Origin of the sequence: Hyalangium minutum, assembly GCF_000737315.1 — a bacterium.
In the GTDB taxonomy this organism is placed as follows: Bacteria; Myxococcota; Myxococcia; order Myxococcales; family Myxococcaceae; genus Hyalangium; species Hyalangium minutum.
Genome location: NZ_JMCB01000007.1, coordinates 246147 through 261003 on the forward strand (window position 1 = coordinate 246147; position 14857 = coordinate 261003).

The window sequence follows — 14857 nt, forward strand, 5'->3', positions numbered from 1 at the left end:
CTGAGCGGGGAGAGGCCAGCGTATGAAATTCGTCGACGAAGTCCGCATCTTCGTGAAGGCGGGGGATGGCGGTCATGGCGCCGTCGCCTTCCGGCGGGAGAAGTTTATCGAGCGCGGTGGGCCCAGCGGCGGGGATGGGGGCAACGGCGGCTCGGTGATATTCGTGGCTGATCCGCAGCTCACCACGCTTTTGGACTTCCGCTACCAGCAGCACCACCGCGCCAAGAACGGCGAGAACGGGATGGGCAGCGACTGCAACGGGCGCGCGTCCGACGACCTGATTCTCAAGGTGCCGTCGGGCACGCTGATCCGGGAGGCAGACTCGGGCGAGCTGCTGGCGGACCTGAGCGAGCCGGGGCAACAGTATGTGGCGGCGCAGGGCGGGCGGGGTGGGCTGGGGAACATGAACTTCGCCACCTCCACGCGGCAGACGCCGCGGTTTGCCCAGGAGGGGACGAAGGGCGAGGAGCGCACGCTGATCCTCGAGCTGAAGCTCCTGGCGGATGTGGGGCTCCTGGGCTTCCCGAACGCGGGCAAGAGCACGCTCATCTCTCGGGTGAGCCGGGCGCGGCCGAAGATCGCGGACTACCCGTTCACCACGCTGGTGCCGAACCTGGGCATGATCCAGTACAAGGACAACCTGTCCTTCGTGATGGCGGACATCCCCGGGCTGATCGAGGGCGCCAGCGAGGGTGTGGGACTGGGGCACCAGTTCCTGCGGCACGTGGAGCGCTGCAAGGTGCTCATCCACCTCATCGACCTGGGAGCGGAGGGCGAGGGGCGTGATCCGGTGAAGGACTACGACATTCTCAACCGCGAACTGGAGAAGTACAGCGCGGAGCTGTCGAAGAAGCCGCAGGTGGTGGCGCCCAACAAGGTGGACATCACCGAGGCGCGCGAGCGGCTGGAGAAGTTCACGGCGGCCATGCGCAAGCGCGGGGTGGCGGTGTTCCCCGTGTCCACGGCGACAGGCGAGGGGCTCCAGGCCCTGCTGGACGTCACGGCCGAGGTGCTCTTCACGGGCCGGACGGGCAAGCTCCAGGTGGAGCGGCCTGAGAAGCCCGCGAAGAAGGCTCCGGCCAAGAAGGTTTCCGCTGCGAAGCAGCCTGCCAAGAAGGCAGCGGTGAAGAAGGCTCCGGCCAAAAAGGCAGCGGCGAAGAAGGCTCCGGCGAAGAAGGCTCCGGCGAAAAAGGCTCTGGCGAAGAAGGGTGCAGCCAAGAAGGCTCCGGCGAAGAAGGCGGCAGCCAAGAAGGCGGCGGCGAAGAAGGCCCCGGCCCGTGGGAAGACGGGTGCGCGCGCGAAGACCGTGGCGAAGGCGGGGCGGAGGTCCTGAAGCGATGAGTGGAGGTGGGCCTCGCTACGAGCCGTTCGAGCAGAAGCAGGTCGAGCCGGAGTCGTTCCTGCTCGACGTGCGCAAGGAGAAGATCGACCGCGTGGTGGAGCAGCGGACGCGGACCTTCACGGTGGTGTTGGACCGGCTGGAGGACAGCTTCAACATGGCGGCGGTGCTGCGCACCTGCGAGGCCATGGGCGTGCAGGAGGTGCACATCGTCATCAACCCCGAGGCGCCGTTCTTACCGAACTCGCGCGTGGCCCAGGGGTGCGACAAGTGGCTGGACGTGAAGCAGTACAAGACGTTCGCCGAGTGCCGCGAGCACCTCAAGAGCCGTGGGTTCGCCCTGTACGCCTCGGCGATCCGCGAGGGCGCGGCGAGCCTGTACTCGCTGCGCTTCGACTCGAAGATCGCGATCATCTTCGGCAACGAGCGCTATGGGGTGAGCGAGGAGGTGCTCGCGGGCGTGGACGGCACCTTCTGGATCCCCATGCGGGGCTTCAGTCAGAGCGTGAACATCTCCGCTGCGGCGTCGGCCTGCATCAGCCGGGCGATTGCCTGGCGGGAAGAGCACCTGGGGAAGGTGGGAGACCTGACTCCCGAGGAGGCCCAGGCCCTGCGCGAGCGCTTCTATGTCCTGGCTGTCAAGCAAAGGAAGCGGATTTTCAAGGGAAAGCAGCCGTGAATGAGGGGGGCGAGGCCCCCGTCTGAAGCGCTAGAAGCCATCACGGGCCCATGGGGCCTGCTCGGAGATCGCACCGCCATGCTCATCGACACCTTGCTCGCCCTCCTGCTGTCCGCGCAGCCTGCTGCGCCGGTGGCCCAGGCGCAGAAGCCCGCAGCGGCCGCCGAGTCCAAGCCCGCGGAGGCGAAGCCTGCTGGTGACCCCGCTGCGAAGCCCGCGACTCCTGCTCCCGCTCCGGCGGCTCCGGCTCCTGCGGCGGCCACTCCTGCGGCCGAGCCCAGCAAGCCCGCCGGGACGGTGAAGGGCAGCGTGGCGCCGGACGTGAAGGCGCTGGTGGAGCGGATGCAGGCCTTCTACGAGAAGACCACCGACTTCCGGTCGGACTTCAAGCAAGACTACAAGTACAAGACCTTCCGCCGGACCCAGACGTCCACGGGGACGGTGACGTACAAGAAGCCGGCGCTGATGCGCTGGGAGTACGAGAATCCCTCGAAGCGCACGTTCGTGTTGGCGGGCAGCAAGGTGTACGCGTACGACCCGGAGGCGCAGAGCCTCACAGTGGCGAGCCTGGACACGAGCAAGCTCTCGGCTTCGGTGACGTTCCTGTTCGGGCAGGGGAAACTGGCCGACGAGTTCAACATCAAGAAGGGCACGTGCGCGGATTGCAAGGGCACGCTCCTGGTGCTGGACCCAGCGCAGCCGGATCCGCGCTTCCGTCAGGTGCGCCTGGAGGTGGACACCAACACGGCGCAGGTGCTCAAGAGCACGGTGGTGGATCCGGATGGCAGCGAGAACACCATCTCGTTCCTGAACCTGAAGCAGAACGTGGGCATCTCGGCGGATAGCTTCAAGATCAACCCGCCCGAGGGCACGCGCGTCGACGACTTCACCAAGCCGAAGAAGTAGCCCGACGTGCGCCGCGCGCTCCTCGTGGCCCTGTGTGTCCTGGCCGGTTGCCACCGGAGTACGGTAGCTGCGCCCGAGAAGGGCAGCTTCGCCGGGAAGACCTTCCCGCTGCTGTCCTCCCCAGCGTTGCGCCTCGTCATTGCAGGCAGCCTGGGCGCGAAGCAGGTGCCGATCATGCTCGATGTGGATCGGCCCCTATCGGTGGTGGCCCCCGCATGCTTCGAGGGAGCACCGCCTCCCATCGAGGGGCAGGTGCGTGCCCCCGACCCCAACGGCATGAAGGAGTGGGCGATGGTGCCGCTGCCGGGCTTTCGCGTGGGTGACGTCGCGCTGCCGGGCTTTTCCGCGGGCCTCACTCGAGAGCCGGTCTGTTCCGTGACGCTGGGCATGGACGTGCTCCACCCGTACGCGCTCACGGTGGATCCGCTGCGCCGCGAGGTGTCCTTTGCCGTGTCGCGCTCCCGAGAGGCGTACATGGCCGAGCTCACCGCGCCCGGCGCGGACCCCTCTCAAGAGGCGCACGTGCTGGAGCTGAGCCGCGAGCCCAAGGGCGACTGGCCGTTGCTGGCGGGCCGGGTGGTGCAAGGCGAAGCCCGCTTGACGGGGCCCTTCGTGCTCTCGACGCGCGATCCGTTCTCTCGAATCGCGGTGGGCGCTGCCGAGGCGCAGGGCCTGAAGCCGCTGGAGACCGCCAGCGGCCAGCCCGCGCGCGCTATGTGGGTGGATGCCGTGGAGGTGGCTCAGGGCGTGGGCGTGCGTTCGCTCCCGGTCGAGACGGGCGGGTGGGCCTCTCCGAGTTCGCTGGGGCGCCTGGGGCCGGATGTCTGGGGCCGCTTCCGGGCAACCATTGATGCGCAGGCGGGTGTCCTTCTGCTCCGCCGGCCTCGAGTGCTGGCCTCGGGAGCGCGCCAGCGCTGCGCCCGGCCTGGTACTGAGGGCTTTGACGAGGAGTCCTGCTACGCGCTGCACTCGCGGAAGGAGCCGGATGGCTCGCTCACCGTGACAGCAACGACCTTTCGTGACTTGCCTGAGGGGGGACGGCTCTACGTGGAGCCTCTGGGGGAGGACGGGCAGGCCCTTCGAACAGGCTGCCGGGTCGGCTTCACCTTCATGCCGGGGAGCCGGGGCGCGACGACGCAGCACCGCCTGCCGTGGCCTTCGCTCGCCCGATCCCTGCCGCAGTGCCACGCGGAGCTCTCGGCGGCGAAGGGCTACGCGCTGGCCCTCGTGGAGGATGGGATTCAGCCGGAGTGCCCGCTGACGTGCGCCTTCGTCCATGAGCTGCGCACGCGGCGCACGCTCTGCGAGTGCCAGCTCTCTCCGCTGGAAGAGGGCATGAGCGCTGCGAGCCGCAAACCCAAGCTGCCTCAGGCTCCGCCTCCCGAGGAGCGGGAGCGGGAGCCCGAGGATCCCAAGTAGAAGCCCGCGGGCTTCAACCTGGAGTTAGCGGGGAGATGTCCAGGTGGCCATGGCGGTGGGGGCCGCGTCCCGGGCCTTGTGCTTGCGCTGCTTCGGATCCGGACGCTCCACCACCCGGCCGACGAGATCGTAGTCGTGGGCCTCGGTCACCTCGATGGTGACGAACTCGCCGGGGTAGGCGAGGCCATCATTGATGTAGACCTGCCCGTCGATCTCGGGAGCTTGGCCCTCGTGGCGGCCCACCAGCAGGTGCTCGGTCTCGGGGCTGGGGCCCTCCACGAGCACCTCGATGCGCTTGCCCACGAGCTTCTTGTTCTGCTCGCGGTTGATGCGCTTCTGGATGGCCATGATCTCGCGCCAGCGGCGCTCGATGGTCTTCTGCGGCACCTTGTTCGGCAAATCGAACGCGGCGGTGCCCTCCTCATCGGAGTACTGGAACACGCCGAGCCGCTCGAAGCGCTGCGTCTTGACGAACTCCTTGAGCAGCTCGAAGTCCTCTTCCGTCTCGCCTGGCAGGCCGACGATCATCGACGTGCGCATCACCAGCCCCGGCACGCGGGCGCGCAGCTTGACCAGCAGGTCCGTGAGGAACTGCGAGTTGCGGCCGCGCTTCATCGACATGAGCAGCTTGTCGCTCGCGTGCTGGATGGGCATGTCCAGGTACTTGGCGATCTTCTTCTCCGTCGCCATGACCTCGATGAGCTCGTCTGGGAACACGCGCGGATAGGCGTAGTGCAGGCGGATCCACCGCACGTCCACCTTCACCAGCTCCTTGAGTAGGTCCTGGAGCTTGGGCTTGCCGGGCAGGTCATGCCCGTACGCCGTCAGGTCCTGCGCCACCAGGTTCAGCTCCTGCACGCCCTGGTCCGCCAGACGCTCGGCCTCGGCGACGACGTCCGCGATGGTGCGCGAGCGCTGGCCGCCGCGCAGCTTGGGGATGATGCAGAAGGCGCAGGCGTTGTCGCAGCCCTCGGACACCTTGAGATAGGCGGTGTACGACGGCATCGAGTTCTCGCGAGGCGTGCTCGCGTTGTGGATGTAGTCCGGATCCGGGATGACCTGGCGCGGAGAGGCCTCGGCCGCGAGCAGGTCGCCGATCTGCGCATAGGCGCTGGTGCCGAGGAAGTGGTCCACCTCGGGCATCTCCTGGGACAGCTCGCCGCCGTAGCGCTGCGAGAGGCACCCGGTGACGACGAGGGTGCTGCACGCGCCGCTCTTCTTGTACTCGGCCATCTCCAGGATGGAGTCCACGGACTCCTGCTTGGCGGGGCCGATGAAGGCGCACGTGTTGACGACGATGACTTCGGCGGCGGCGGGATCCTGCACCAACTGGTAGCCGCGCTGCTTGAGGGTGCCAAGCATCACCTCGGAGTCCACCCGGTTCTTCGGGCAGCCGAGGGTCATCATGTAAAGGCTCTTGGGGTCTTGAGGCACTGCTCTACCGCTTTCCGAGTTCCGTTCGCTCGAAGTGGTCCCCACTCCAGGCGAAGTTGATGATTGCGCCGTTCGAGTAACCGATGCTCAAGGCTCCGTCTTCTTCTTCCAGACTGACGGAGAGGGCCCGGCCCAGCGCACAGGTAGCAGCCGGCCACTCGAGCGCTCGTGTCGCCGTCTTGTTTCCTCTTCCCTGCAGAAGGTAGATGCCGAGCCGCAGCTCGTGGTCTCCCTCGCACTTGCCCTCGACGGCGTAGGGGTCCTTGCCGGAGACAACGGTGAGAAGCGTCCGCCCGCCACTGAGCAGGAGCGTCTCCGGGACATTCACATTGACCTTCTCCGGATCGACGCTGTCCAAGGCCACCATGGCGCGGAGCGAATCGGAGGTCAGGGGCTTCTCGGCCTCCACCCAGACCGGGTAATGGAGCACGCCCCAGCCCAGCCACCCGCCGCGAGTGGCCTCCAAGGAGATGACATCTTCAGGGGGCTTGAGCTTCAGGTTCTTGCGGAACTCGTCCGGCAGCTTGAGGGCCTCACCGAGCATGCCCCCGTCCTTGCAGTTGGAGAGCGGGGTGGGCTTGTCGCCCACGGCGTCCTGGTCCTCGAAGGTGACGCAGAGGTCAAACACGAGCGGCTCGACTGCGGGGAAGCGCGGGAACGCCGTGACGGGGATGGCGATCTCCAGGTTCAGCGCCTTCTCCTTGCGGTCCACACCGATCTGGACTTGCTCCTGCGCGAAGGCGGAGGTGCCGCTCTCGGCGGGCGAGGGGCGCTTGCCATCGAACGCGAACCGGAAGGTGTTGCCGATGGCGGTGGGGCCCGCGCCAGGGAAGAAGAGGGTCAGGGTGAACAGGTCGCGCGCGAGGAGCTGATCATCCGTGGCCTCTACGCCCACGTAGAGCGTGTCCTTGCGCCAAGCCACCCGGGTGTTGAAGCCCGCGGACTCGGTCGAGGCGGGAGCACGGAGCGTGAGGGCCGGAGCGAGGTCCTTGAGGACGCCGTCCAGCTTGGGCGCCTTGGCGAGGGCGGGGACAACCTTGGTGGGGCGCTCCTCCTGCGCGGAGGCGAGTGCGGGCGCGATGAGGAAGCTGAGGGCGAGGAGCAGAGCGCGCATGGCTATTCCCGGAAGTTGGTGAACTGCATGTCCAGCTTCAGCCGCTCCTGCTCCTTGCGGAACAGCGCCATGGCGGCCTGCAGGTCGTCCTTGTTCTTGCCGCTGATGCGGAGCTCGTCGCCCTGGATGGAGCCCTGGAGCTTCAGCTTGGACTCCTTGAGGAGCTTCACCAGCTCCTTGGCCTTCTCCACGGGGATGCCCTGCTGGAGCTTGATGTTCTGCTTCACGCTGTGGAGGCCCGTCTTCTCGATGTCCAGGAACTCGAGCGCGTGCAGGGAGATGCCGCGCTTGGCGAGCTTGGCGAGAAGGACTTCCTTGGCTGCCTTGACGCGCTCCTCGGTGTTGGCCTTGACGGTCAGCAGGGCGCGATCCGGGGAGATGACGATGTCGGGCTGGGCACCCTGGAAGTCATAGCGGGTGCTGAGCTCCTTCTTGGTCTGGTTGACCGCGTTATCGAGCTCGGCCTGGTCAATTTTTGAGATGACGTCGAAGGAAGGCATGGGCCCCAGGGCCCTTATCACACCTTGACGACCATGGGCACCACCAGCGGGCGCTTGGCGGTGTAGAGCTTGAAGGCCCGGCGGACGGCCCGAGTCACCTCTTCTCGCACCAAGGCGTCATCCCCGCGCAGCTGTGGGGACATCTGCAGGAAGATGTTCCGGGCCTCGTCGGCCACTCGGGGCAGCAGCACCTGTTCGTCCAGGGACAGTCCGTGGCCCGACAGCTGGGGGCCCGCCATCAGCGCCAGCGAGGCACGGTCGATGACGACGGCGGCGACGACGAGCCCTGTTTCCGCCAGCTTGGTGCGCTCCTGAAGGGACTCGGGGGTGACAAGGCCGCCGCTGTAGAGGTCCTTGTGGACGCGCCCGGTGGGGACGTTGCCGGCGAACCGGGCCCGGCCCTTCTCGAAGGTGACGAGGTCTCCGTCCTGGGCCAGGAGGAGCCGCTCAGGAGCGAGCCCGGCTTCGCGCGCGGTGGCCAGGTGGCGGTGGAGGTGGCGAAGCTCTCCGTGGATGGGGATGAAGTGCTGGGGGCGGACGAGATCCAGGACACGCCGCTGCTGCGGCTTGCTGGCATGGCCCGAGACGTGGACGCCGGGCTCCACCTGCGCGTAGACGATGCGGGCCCCAGTCCAGTGCAGCTGGTCGAGCAGGGCGCCCACGGCGCGCTCGTTGCCGGGAATGGGGCGAGAGCTGAGGACGACCATATCCCCGGGGTCCAGCCGGACGGCGCCATTGCCCGAGGCGAGCTGGGCCAGTCCGGCGCGCGCCTCACCCTGAGCCCCGGTGGAGAGCAGCACCACCTTGTTGGCCGCGAGCCTCGCCACCGCGTCCAGCGGGACGAAGAGGGATTCGGGGACGTCGAGGTAGCCCATCTGCCGCGCCAGCTCCACGTTGCGCGCCATGCTGCGGCCCTGGAGGGCTACTTTGCGCTCCAACCGCTCGGCGAGTTTGAGAACAGTGCGCACACGGTGGAGGTTGGAGGCAAAGAGGGCCACGACGATGCGGCCCTGGGCCTCGTGGAAGAGGCGGTCGAAGGTCTGCTCGACCACGCGCTCGCTGCCGGTCTCGTTGGTGAACTCCGAGTTGGTGGAGTCGGACAGGAGGCAGAGGACGCCCTGCTCGCCGGCCTCGCCCCAGCGCTCGAGGTCTGTGCGGAGGCCGTCGATGGGATCCGGGTCCAGCTTGAAGTCCCCCGTGTGGATGAGGGTGCCCTCGGGGGTGCGGACGATGTAGCCCACGGCATCCGGCACGGTGTGAGTGACGCGGCTGGCCTCGACGGTGAAGACGGAGCCGACGGAGAACGGGGTGCGCGGCTCGATCTCCCGCAGGTCCGCGATGACACCCAGCTCGTCCAGGCGCTGGCGGGCCATGGCGAGGGTGAAGCGGGTGCCATAGACGGGGACGTTCACCTCGCTGAGCAGGTAGGGGAGGGCGCCCGTGTGGTCCTCGTGGCCGTGGGTGAGGACGATGCCTTTGAGCTGGGAGGCGTTCTGCCGGATGTGACTGAAGTCCGGGACGATGATGTCCACCCCTGGGGCGGCCTCGGACGGGAACATGAGCCCAGCGTCGATGAGGATCATCTCCCCACGGCACGCGAGCACCATCGCGTTGAGGCCGATCTCGCCCAGACCTCCCAGGGGAATGACATGGAGCATGCCCTACTGATTATGGCCTGTGGCCCGGCGCCGCCCGAGCGTTTTAAGCGAGCGCCTGCCTTCTTGCCTGCTGGGAGCCTGATCCACTCAGGCTGTGGTAGGAGGTTCGGGCGGCGGGCGGGAGATCCAGGCCGCGATGAAGAGGTCCAGGTCGCCGCGCAGCACGTCCTTCACGCGAGGCGTCCCCGCGCCGGTGCGAGGGTCCTCAACCCTGGCACCGCGGCCCGTGAAGTATCGCCGCACCTCGTCCGTGCTGACGCCCTGGCCGGACACCACACGGGTCGCGATGTCCTTCATCTCGTCCATCTCGCCCGCGCCCGTGAGAGTGAGCACGCGGCCCGTGGAGGCATCCTTCACGGTGACTTCGGTGCGTACGCGCTCCAGGAACGTGCCTTCGTGCTTCCTCACCGGGCGGCCGTCGACCTCCAGGGCCTCTAGGACGCCGGGTGTTCCACCCCGGTGCACGCGGACGTAGGCGCGCTGCCGCTTCTCGTCCTCGATGCGCCGGTGCATACCCGCCTCGCCTGCGAGGAAGCTGTAGGCGCCCGGTCCCGCGACGCGCACGACGACGCGGGCGGGAGACTCGGCCTCCGCGACGAGCATGGCCTCGTAGCCGCGCTTCTCCGCCCAGCCGAGGTACATGGTTGCCAGCTCCTGCACCCAGGCGTCCTGGGCCTCCATGGACTCGCTGGCGCAGATATCCACCAGCGCCTCATTGTCATTGGCGGAGGCGCCCGAGGCATGGAGCGCCTCGGCCATCTGGACCTCGCGCGCCACGTCTTCGACCTGCTTGGCCGCGGACGCGAGCTGCATCTCATTCTTGGCCTCGCGCACCAGGCGGCGGGCGAAGGTGGCAGCCTGCTCAAGGCGCTCCAGCTCGTTGATTTGCGCCTCCACCGTTCGGAATGCCCGCAGGGTGGCTGCCGCGCGCTCTGGATCATCCCAGAGGTTGGGCGCCTGGGTCTCGGCGAGGAGCTGGTTGCGCCTCTCCTCGAGCTGTGGACGGTCGGCGGACGCGGACAGTGCCCGGGCGCGGCCGACGAGCCGATCCATTTCGTGCAGCAGCGACTTGCGATCCAGCCGCCGCTTGACGGCTGCGGCCTTCGACGTGGGCAGAGACAGCTGTGCCGTCGCCTCACGCGGAGGAGAGATCGGTTCGGCAACAGCCATCACCTTGCCGCCAGGGCGAGCCTCCACGCGGACAGGCGTACCTGGCCGCAGCGGCCGGCGGGCGATCTCCACCGCGAGGGCCGCCGTGAGCGTCTTCTCGATCTCCCGCTGCAGGTAGCGCGCGCCGAACTGCGGCGAGTAGCCACGGTCCACCAGCAGGTCGACCACCTCGGGCGTGACCTCCACATCGAGGGCGCGGGCGCGGATACCCTCGCGCTCCAGCACGCGGCCCACCTCGCGCTGGGCGATCTTCCGGATTTCCACCTTCGAGAGCGGCCGGAAGTGGCAGATGGCGTCAAAGCGGTTGAGGAACTCTGGACGGAACGAGTCTGCGATGCGCCGGTCGACCTCGGAGACGAGCTCGTCCTCGCGGCGGCTCGCAGCGAAGCCCAGCCCGGACTCCCGGTACACCTCGGCGCCTACGTTGGAGGTGGCGACAATCAGCGTGTTGTTGCAGGAGACCGTCTCTCCCGCGCCGTTGACGAAGGTGCCCTCATCGAACAGCTGAAGGAACCGGTCGTGCACGCTGCGCGCCGCCTTCTCGAACTCATCGAGCAGCAGCACGGTGAACACCTTGCCATCGAGCAGGTTGGTCAGCTCTCCGCGCTTGGTTTCCATCGCGGGCGCCCAGGACGCGCCGAAGGGAACACTCTCGTCGCCGTCGTTGGGGAAGTCCGCCATGTTGAGGCGCACCAGCCTGTCGGCGGAGCCGAAGAGGTACTCCGCGAGCAGCTTGGCCAGCTGGGTCTTGCCCACGCCCGTGGGGCCCGCGAAGAGGAACACGCCGAGGGGACGGCGCGGATCGTTCAGGCCCGCCTTGAGCAGCGCCACCGAGCGCAGCACCGCCGACACCGCATCCGTCTGGCCGAGCAGCCGCTCCCCGAAGAAGCGCTCCGTCTCGTCCAGGTCCAGCGGCATCGCATCGTCCACGACGAAGCGGGGCAGCCGTGTGGCCGCGCAGAAGCGGGTGAGTACGTCCTCGGGCCCCACCCGGTCGCGAGCGGCCCCCGCAGCCTCGGCGGCGGTCTCCTTGAGGAGCTCGATCGCCTTGCGAGGCATGCGCTGGGCCAGGAGGAACTTGGCCGACAGCCGCAGCGCCACGTCGCACGCGGCCGGGTCGATGGGCAGGTGCATCTCCCGCTCCAGCTCCTCGGCGACACGGCCGAGGATCCAGCGGGAGCGCTCCAGCGGAGGCTCCTGCAGCGGGATGAGGTGGAGTCGCTCAGCCAGGGCCTCGTCCGCGCGCAGAAGCTCCTGCACGCGCTTGGGCTCGGTCTCGAAGATGAAGCGGATGCCTCCGGTGCGCAGGGCGCGAATGGCCACGGGCGCCAGCGGGCCGCCGAGCGCCAGGGGCAGATCCCGGATGTAGACGATGGGGCAGGCGTGGCGGCTCAGGTGGCCGAGCAGCTCTTCGAAGCTCTCGGCGGCCTGACGCTGGGTGCTGCGCGCCAGGATGTTGGCGGCGGACACCTCCACCAGCCGGGCCTGGGCCACAGCGGCATCCACGCGGCCCTCGGCGATACGACGGGCCACTTCCTGGACGAGGGCGCTCTTGCCCACGCCCGGCTCGCCCGAGAGCAGAGGGTGCTTGCCGCCTCGAGTGAGCAGGCCCAGCACTTCGGAAACGGCGGCATCCACGCCATGCGCGGGCGCAAGCTTGCCGTCCCGCGCGAGCGCGGTGAGATCGCGGTCGATGAGTCGCTCGTTGTCCTCGCTCTTCCTCGTCGCCATGTCTGAAACGCCCCCGAGGGCGGCACTCTAACCTGCTGAACCGCAGTGGTGAGGGGACAATCCCCAGTCAAGAGCGGAAGGCGGAGGACTCGAACCTCAGACCGGGAGCCGGTCCGCACCCGCTAGCAACGGGGCCTGGTGCCATCACCAGTTCACTCTTCCAAAAAAGCGGAGCGAGGTGGAGTCGAACCACAGGCCCGTTGGACCCTCCTGGGTTCCAGCCAGGTTGCCGGCCGCCCGGCAATCACGCTCCAAAACGGCACTGCACATGCGGAAGACAGGGGACTCGAACCCCAAGCGCCGAGCACTCGCACCGCTTTCGAAACGGGCCACCGGCCTCCGGTGTTGGTCTTCCAGAAAAGGTGCTGGCAGCTGCGGACCCGCCTGCCAGCGCGCGGGGAGGCTCTACAGGTGGGGGCCGCCTCTGGCGCACCCCCGCTCCACCTTGTGCTCCGTTCCGGGGCGGAGCGGTGGCGGGGACCACCTCTGGTGACCCCCCATTTCCCGGGCCTCACTCCTCCAGCTCCGTGTGCCAGTAGGCGACATCACGGAGGAACTTCCGCCACGAGACGGGCATGCCCTTCTCGTAGATGAAGGTGAACTGCAGCGACTCCGGCAGCCGCTTGGGCTTCACCGGCTGCGTGCGCAGCGCCATGCCAGCCTGCGCGGGCGTCCGGTTGCCCTTCTTCTGGTTGCAGGGCACGCACGCGATCACCACGTTCTCCCAGGTCGTCTTGCCACCCTGGGCGCGGGGAATCACATGGTCGTACGTCGCCTCCGGCCGCGACACCTTCTTATGGCAGTATTGGCACTTGCACCCGTCGCGCAGGTACACGTTGTCGCGGCTGAACTTCACGCCGCGGTGCCGCCACCGGAAGAAGCTCACGAACCGAATGATGGACGGCATCTTCAGCTCGAGAGTGACTGAGCGGACGAAACGGTCCTCGTACTCCTCGACCACCTCGACCTTGCCCTGCCAGATCAACATCATCGCGCGTTGCCACGGAACCCGTGCAACGGGCTCGTAGGCCTGGCTCAACACCAGCGTCTCCATGACACGGGGCCTTTCGGGAAATGTCCGCGGCGAGGTTCGAACTCGCACGTGAGCTGGGTTTGAGCCAGCCGCCTCTCCCATTTGGGCCACGCGGACGGTTGTTGGGAGCTTCTGAGAAGGAAGTACCGCGGGCGGGATTCGAACCCGCAACCTCTGCATTCTGAGTGCAGCGCCTCTACCAAGGTTGGGCTACCGCGGCATGAAAGGGTGAAGTGCCGGAAGAGGGAGTCGAACCCTCACTCGCCAGACTCTCGAGCTGGTGCCTCTACCTATTGGGCTACTCCGGCATTTGAGTGCACGCCCTGGGGATCGAACCCAGCGAAATCGGTGTGTGGGACCGACGCCGTCTCCAGCTGGCTCGGCGTGCATGAGAAGTTGCGGAGCAGGGAGTCGAACCCTGCAGCCCTGGCGTATGAGACCCGGTGGGGCGTCCGGCCCCTCTCCGCATCAAAATCAACGTGCTGCTGAGTGCCCCTGGCAGGAATTGAACCTGCGGCCTCACGGTTCGGAGCCGTGCACTCTCATCCACTGAGCTACAGGGGCAAAACTGAAGCGGTCCCGGCAGGACTCGAACCTGCGACCCCACGGCTCGCAACCGTGTGCTCTCATCCACTGAGCTACGGAACCAAAAAGACAAGGAAGTGGACCCGCCGGGATTCGAACCCGGGTCGCTCGGGTGCAAACCGAGCATTCTCCCGCTGAACTACGGGCCCAAAATTCACTGCTGAGTGGAGCCGCCGGGGATTGAACCCGGGACCTCTCGGATGCGAACCGAGCGCTCTCCCGCTGAGCTACGACCCCATGAAGCTGCTGGCGGGACTCGAACCCGCATTGTCCTGAGTGGCGCTCAGGTGCCTCACCTCTCGGCCACGGCAGCAAAACCTACGTCGGTACTTCGAGAGCCCTCGGCCGGAATCGAACCGGCGACACCCTGTTTACGAAACAGGTGCTCTGCCTACTGAGCTACAAGGGCAAATGGCAGGCCGCCAAGGAGTTGAACCCTGCTGCTCGGATTTGGAGCCCAAGCTGCTCCCGGAGCGCGACCCATCAACCAGTGAAGAAGAAGTGCCGTCTCCTGGAATTGAACCAGGTCCTCCTGCTTTTCAGACAGGCGCGCGAACCATCTACGCCAAGGCGGCAAAACATCGACTGCGAGCGCTCCTGCAGGGAATCGAACCCTGTTCACGTGGTAGACGGCCACGCCGCGATCCAATCGCGTCCAAGAGCAAGGGAAGGGTGCTTCACTTCAGTCGGGGCACCTGGACTCGAACCAGGATTGCTCGCGTATCAGACGAGAGTCTTTGCCTTTGGACCATACCCCGAAGTGCTACAAGTGTTACAAGTCTGGGTGGCAGGACTTGAACCTGCGACCTCACGGATCCGAACCGTGCGCTCTACCAAGCTGAGCCACACCCAGATAAACAAGTCGGGATGACTGGATTCGAACCAGCGGCCTCACGCACCCCAAGCGTGCGCTCTCATCCAAGCTGAGCTACATCCCGATGAAACATGCTGCGAGCGCCTCGTGCGGGAGTCGAACCCGCCTTTCCACATTGAGAGTGTGGCGGCCTAAACCGATAGCCGAACGAGGCAAAAAGACTGGAGAGGCTTGTGCGGGAGTTGAACCCGCCACCAGACGGTTTTGCAGACCGCCGCCGCCCCGGGCGGAACAAGCCAAGATGCTCGGAGGGAGGGACTCGAACCCTCAACCCCGCGGTTAACAGCCGCGTGCTCTGCCAGTTGAGCTACCTCCGAATACTGCTTCAGCGCCGAGAGAAGGATTCGAACCTTCGTTTACGGGTTCAGAGCCCGCCGCCCTGCCAATTGGACCATCTCGGCATACCGACAAGGTG

Annotated in this window: 10 protein-coding genes and 18 tRNA genes; 4 read left to right on the forward strand and 24 right to left on the reverse strand. The window is 67.0% G+C overall.

Annotation, left to right across the window (positions count from 1 at the left end):
• The first annotated feature begins 22 nt into the window (after positions 1–22).
• From obgE to DB31_RS20655, 4 genes are all read left to right on the forward strand, one after another.
• Positions 23–1333 carry a GTPase ObgE gene (obgE, locus tag DB31_RS20640; RefSeq protein ID WP_044190585.1) on the forward strand — a complete coding sequence of 437 codons (1311 nt, stop codon included), beginning with the start codon at positions 23–25 and terminating at the stop codon, positions 1331–1333.
• A gap of 4 nt (positions 1334–1337) precedes the next feature.
• Positions 1338–2018, forward strand: coding sequence for a TrmH family RNA methyltransferase (locus tag DB31_RS20645; protein WP_044190588.1), 681 nt, complete (start codon positions 1338–1340; stop codon positions 2016–2018).
• Positions 2019–2096: 78 nt separating this feature from the next.
• Positions 2097–2924 carry an outer membrane lipoprotein periplasmic chaperone LolA gene (gene lolA / locus DB31_RS20650; protein ID WP_044190591.1) on the forward strand — a complete coding sequence of 276 codons (828 nt, stop codon included), beginning with the start codon at positions 2097–2099 and terminating at the stop codon, positions 2922–2924.
• Positions 2925–2930: 6 nt separating this feature from the next.
• Complete coding sequence (locus tag DB31_RS20655) at positions 2931–4343, forward strand: hypothetical protein (protein ID WP_157232092.1); 1413 nt, start codon at positions 2931–2933, stop codon at positions 4341–4343.
• A 24-nt stretch (positions 4344–4367) separates the two neighbouring features.
• Here the strand turns inward: DB31_RS20655 and rimO are convergent, their stop codons facing one another.
• From rimO to DB31_RS20765, 24 genes are all read right to left on the reverse strand, one after another.
• The gene (gene rimO, locus DB31_RS20660) at positions 4368–5747 is read right to left on the reverse strand and encodes a 30S ribosomal protein S12 methylthiotransferase RimO (protein WP_240486797.1); all 1380 of its coding nucleotides are present in this window, start codon (positions 5745–5747) and stop codon (positions 4368–4370) included.
• A 34-nt stretch (positions 5748–5781) separates the two neighbouring features.
• Entirely contained in the window at positions 5782–6891 is a 1110-nt protein-coding gene (locus tag DB31_RS20665) for a DOMON domain-containing protein (RefSeq protein WP_044190596.1), read from the reverse strand.
• 2 nt (positions 6892–6893) lie between these two features.
• Positions 6894–7391 carry a YajQ family cyclic di-GMP-binding protein gene (locus DB31_RS20670; protein WP_044190599.1) on the reverse strand — a complete coding sequence of 166 codons (498 nt, stop codon included), beginning with the start codon at positions 7389–7391 and terminating at the stop codon, positions 6894–6896.
• Positions 7392–7408: 17 nt separating this feature from the next.
• Positions 7409–9049: a ribonuclease J gene (locus tag DB31_RS20675; protein ID WP_044190601.1), complete on the reverse strand. Its 1641-nt coding sequence runs from the start codon at positions 9047–9049 to the stop codon at positions 7409–7411.
• Between the two features lie 87 nt (positions 9050–9136).
• Positions 9137–11950 carry an AAA family ATPase gene (locus DB31_RS20680; RefSeq protein ID WP_044190603.1) on the reverse strand — a complete coding sequence of 938 codons (2814 nt, stop codon included), beginning with the start codon at positions 11948–11950 and terminating at the stop codon, positions 9137–9139.
• A 169-nt stretch (positions 11951–12119) separates the two neighbouring features.
• A tRNA-Ser gene (locus DB31_RS48925) sits at positions 12120–12203 on the reverse strand.
• Between the two features lie 258 nt (positions 12204–12461).
• Positions 12462–13004 (reverse strand): HNH endonuclease, encoded by a 543-nt coding sequence (locus tag DB31_RS20685; protein ID WP_044190605.1) that lies wholly within the window; start codon positions 13002–13004, stop codon positions 12462–12464.
• Between the two features lie 21 nt (positions 13005–13025).
• Positions 13026–13100 (reverse strand) — tRNA-Leu (locus tag DB31_RS20690).
• Positions 13101–13127: 27 nt separating this feature from the next.
• A tRNA-Leu gene (locus DB31_RS20695) sits at positions 13128–13203 on the reverse strand.
• Between the two features lie 14 nt (positions 13204–13217).
• Positions 13218–13291 (reverse strand) — tRNA-Leu (locus DB31_RS20700).
• Positions 13292–13473: 182 nt separating this feature from the next.
• Positions 13474–13547 (reverse strand) — tRNA-Arg (locus tag DB31_RS20705).
• 10 nt (positions 13548–13557) lie between these two features.
• A tRNA-Arg gene (locus tag DB31_RS20710) sits at positions 13558–13631 on the reverse strand.
• Positions 13632–13646: 15 nt separating this feature from the next.
• Positions 13647–13717: transfer RNA gene (locus DB31_RS20715), tRNA-Ala, on the reverse strand.
• Positions 13718–13733: 16 nt separating this feature from the next.
• Positions 13734–13805: transfer RNA gene (locus DB31_RS20720), tRNA-Ala, on the reverse strand.
• A 4-nt stretch (positions 13806–13809) separates the two neighbouring features.
• Positions 13810–13881: transfer RNA gene (locus DB31_RS20725), tRNA-Gly, on the reverse strand.
• A gap of 23 nt (positions 13882–13904) precedes the next feature.
• A tRNA-Thr gene (locus DB31_RS20730) sits at positions 13905–13977 on the reverse strand.
• Positions 13978–14070: 93 nt separating this feature from the next.
• Positions 14071–14143: transfer RNA gene (locus DB31_RS20735), tRNA-Phe, on the reverse strand.
• Positions 14144–14254: 111 nt separating this feature from the next.
• Positions 14255–14326: transfer RNA gene (locus DB31_RS20740), tRNA-Ile, on the reverse strand.
• A gap of 21 nt (positions 14327–14347) precedes the next feature.
• Positions 14348–14421, reverse strand: a tRNA-Pro gene (locus DB31_RS20745).
• A 9-nt stretch (positions 14422–14430) separates the two neighbouring features.
• Positions 14431–14506 (reverse strand) — tRNA-Pro (locus tag DB31_RS20750).
• A gap of 17 nt (positions 14507–14523) precedes the next feature.
• Positions 14524–14596 (reverse strand) — tRNA-Glu (locus tag DB31_RS20755).
• A gap of 13 nt (positions 14597–14609) precedes the next feature.
• Positions 14610–14680, reverse strand: a tRNA-Cys gene (locus DB31_RS48930).
• A gap of 6 nt (positions 14681–14686) precedes the next feature.
• Positions 14687–14759: transfer RNA gene (locus tag DB31_RS20760), tRNA-Asn, on the reverse strand.
• Between the two features lie 12 nt (positions 14760–14771).
• Positions 14772–14843 (reverse strand) — tRNA-Gln (locus DB31_RS20765).
• Positions 14844–14857 lie beyond the last annotated feature (14 nt).

Coding starts and splice junctions, on each gene's coding strand:
- obgE (WP_044190585.1), top strand. CDS start 23: ATGAAATTCGTCGACGAAGTCCGCATCTTCGTGAAGGCGGGGGATGGC.
- DB31_RS20645 (WP_044190588.1), top strand. CDS start 1,338: ATGAGTGGAGGTGGGCCTCGCTACGAGCCGTTCGAGCAGAAGCAGGTC.
- lolA (WP_044190591.1), top strand. CDS start 2,097: ATGCTCATCGACACCTTGCTCGCCCTCCTGCTGTCCGCGCAGCCTGCT.
- rimO (WP_240486797.1), bottom strand. CDS start 5,747: ATGACCCTCGGCTGCCCGAAGAACCGGGTGGACTCCGAGGTGATGCTT.
- DB31_RS20665 (WP_044190596.1), bottom strand. CDS start 6,891: ATGCGCGCTCTGCTCCTCGCCCTCAGCTTCCTCATCGCGCCCGCACTC.
- DB31_RS20670 (WP_044190599.1), bottom strand. CDS start 7,391: ATGCCTTCCTTCGACGTCATCTCAAAAATTGACCAGGCCGAGCTCGAT.
- DB31_RS20675 (WP_044190601.1), bottom strand. CDS start 9,049: ATGCTCCATGTCATTCCCCTGGGAGGTCTGGGCGAGATCGGCCTCAAC.
- DB31_RS20680 (WP_044190603.1), bottom strand. CDS start 11,950: ATGGCGACGAGGAAGAGCGAGGACAACGAGCGACTCATCGACCGCGAT.
- DB31_RS20685 (WP_044190605.1), bottom strand. CDS start 13,004: ATGGAGACGCTGGTGTTGAGCCAGGCCTACGAGCCCGTTGCACGGGTT.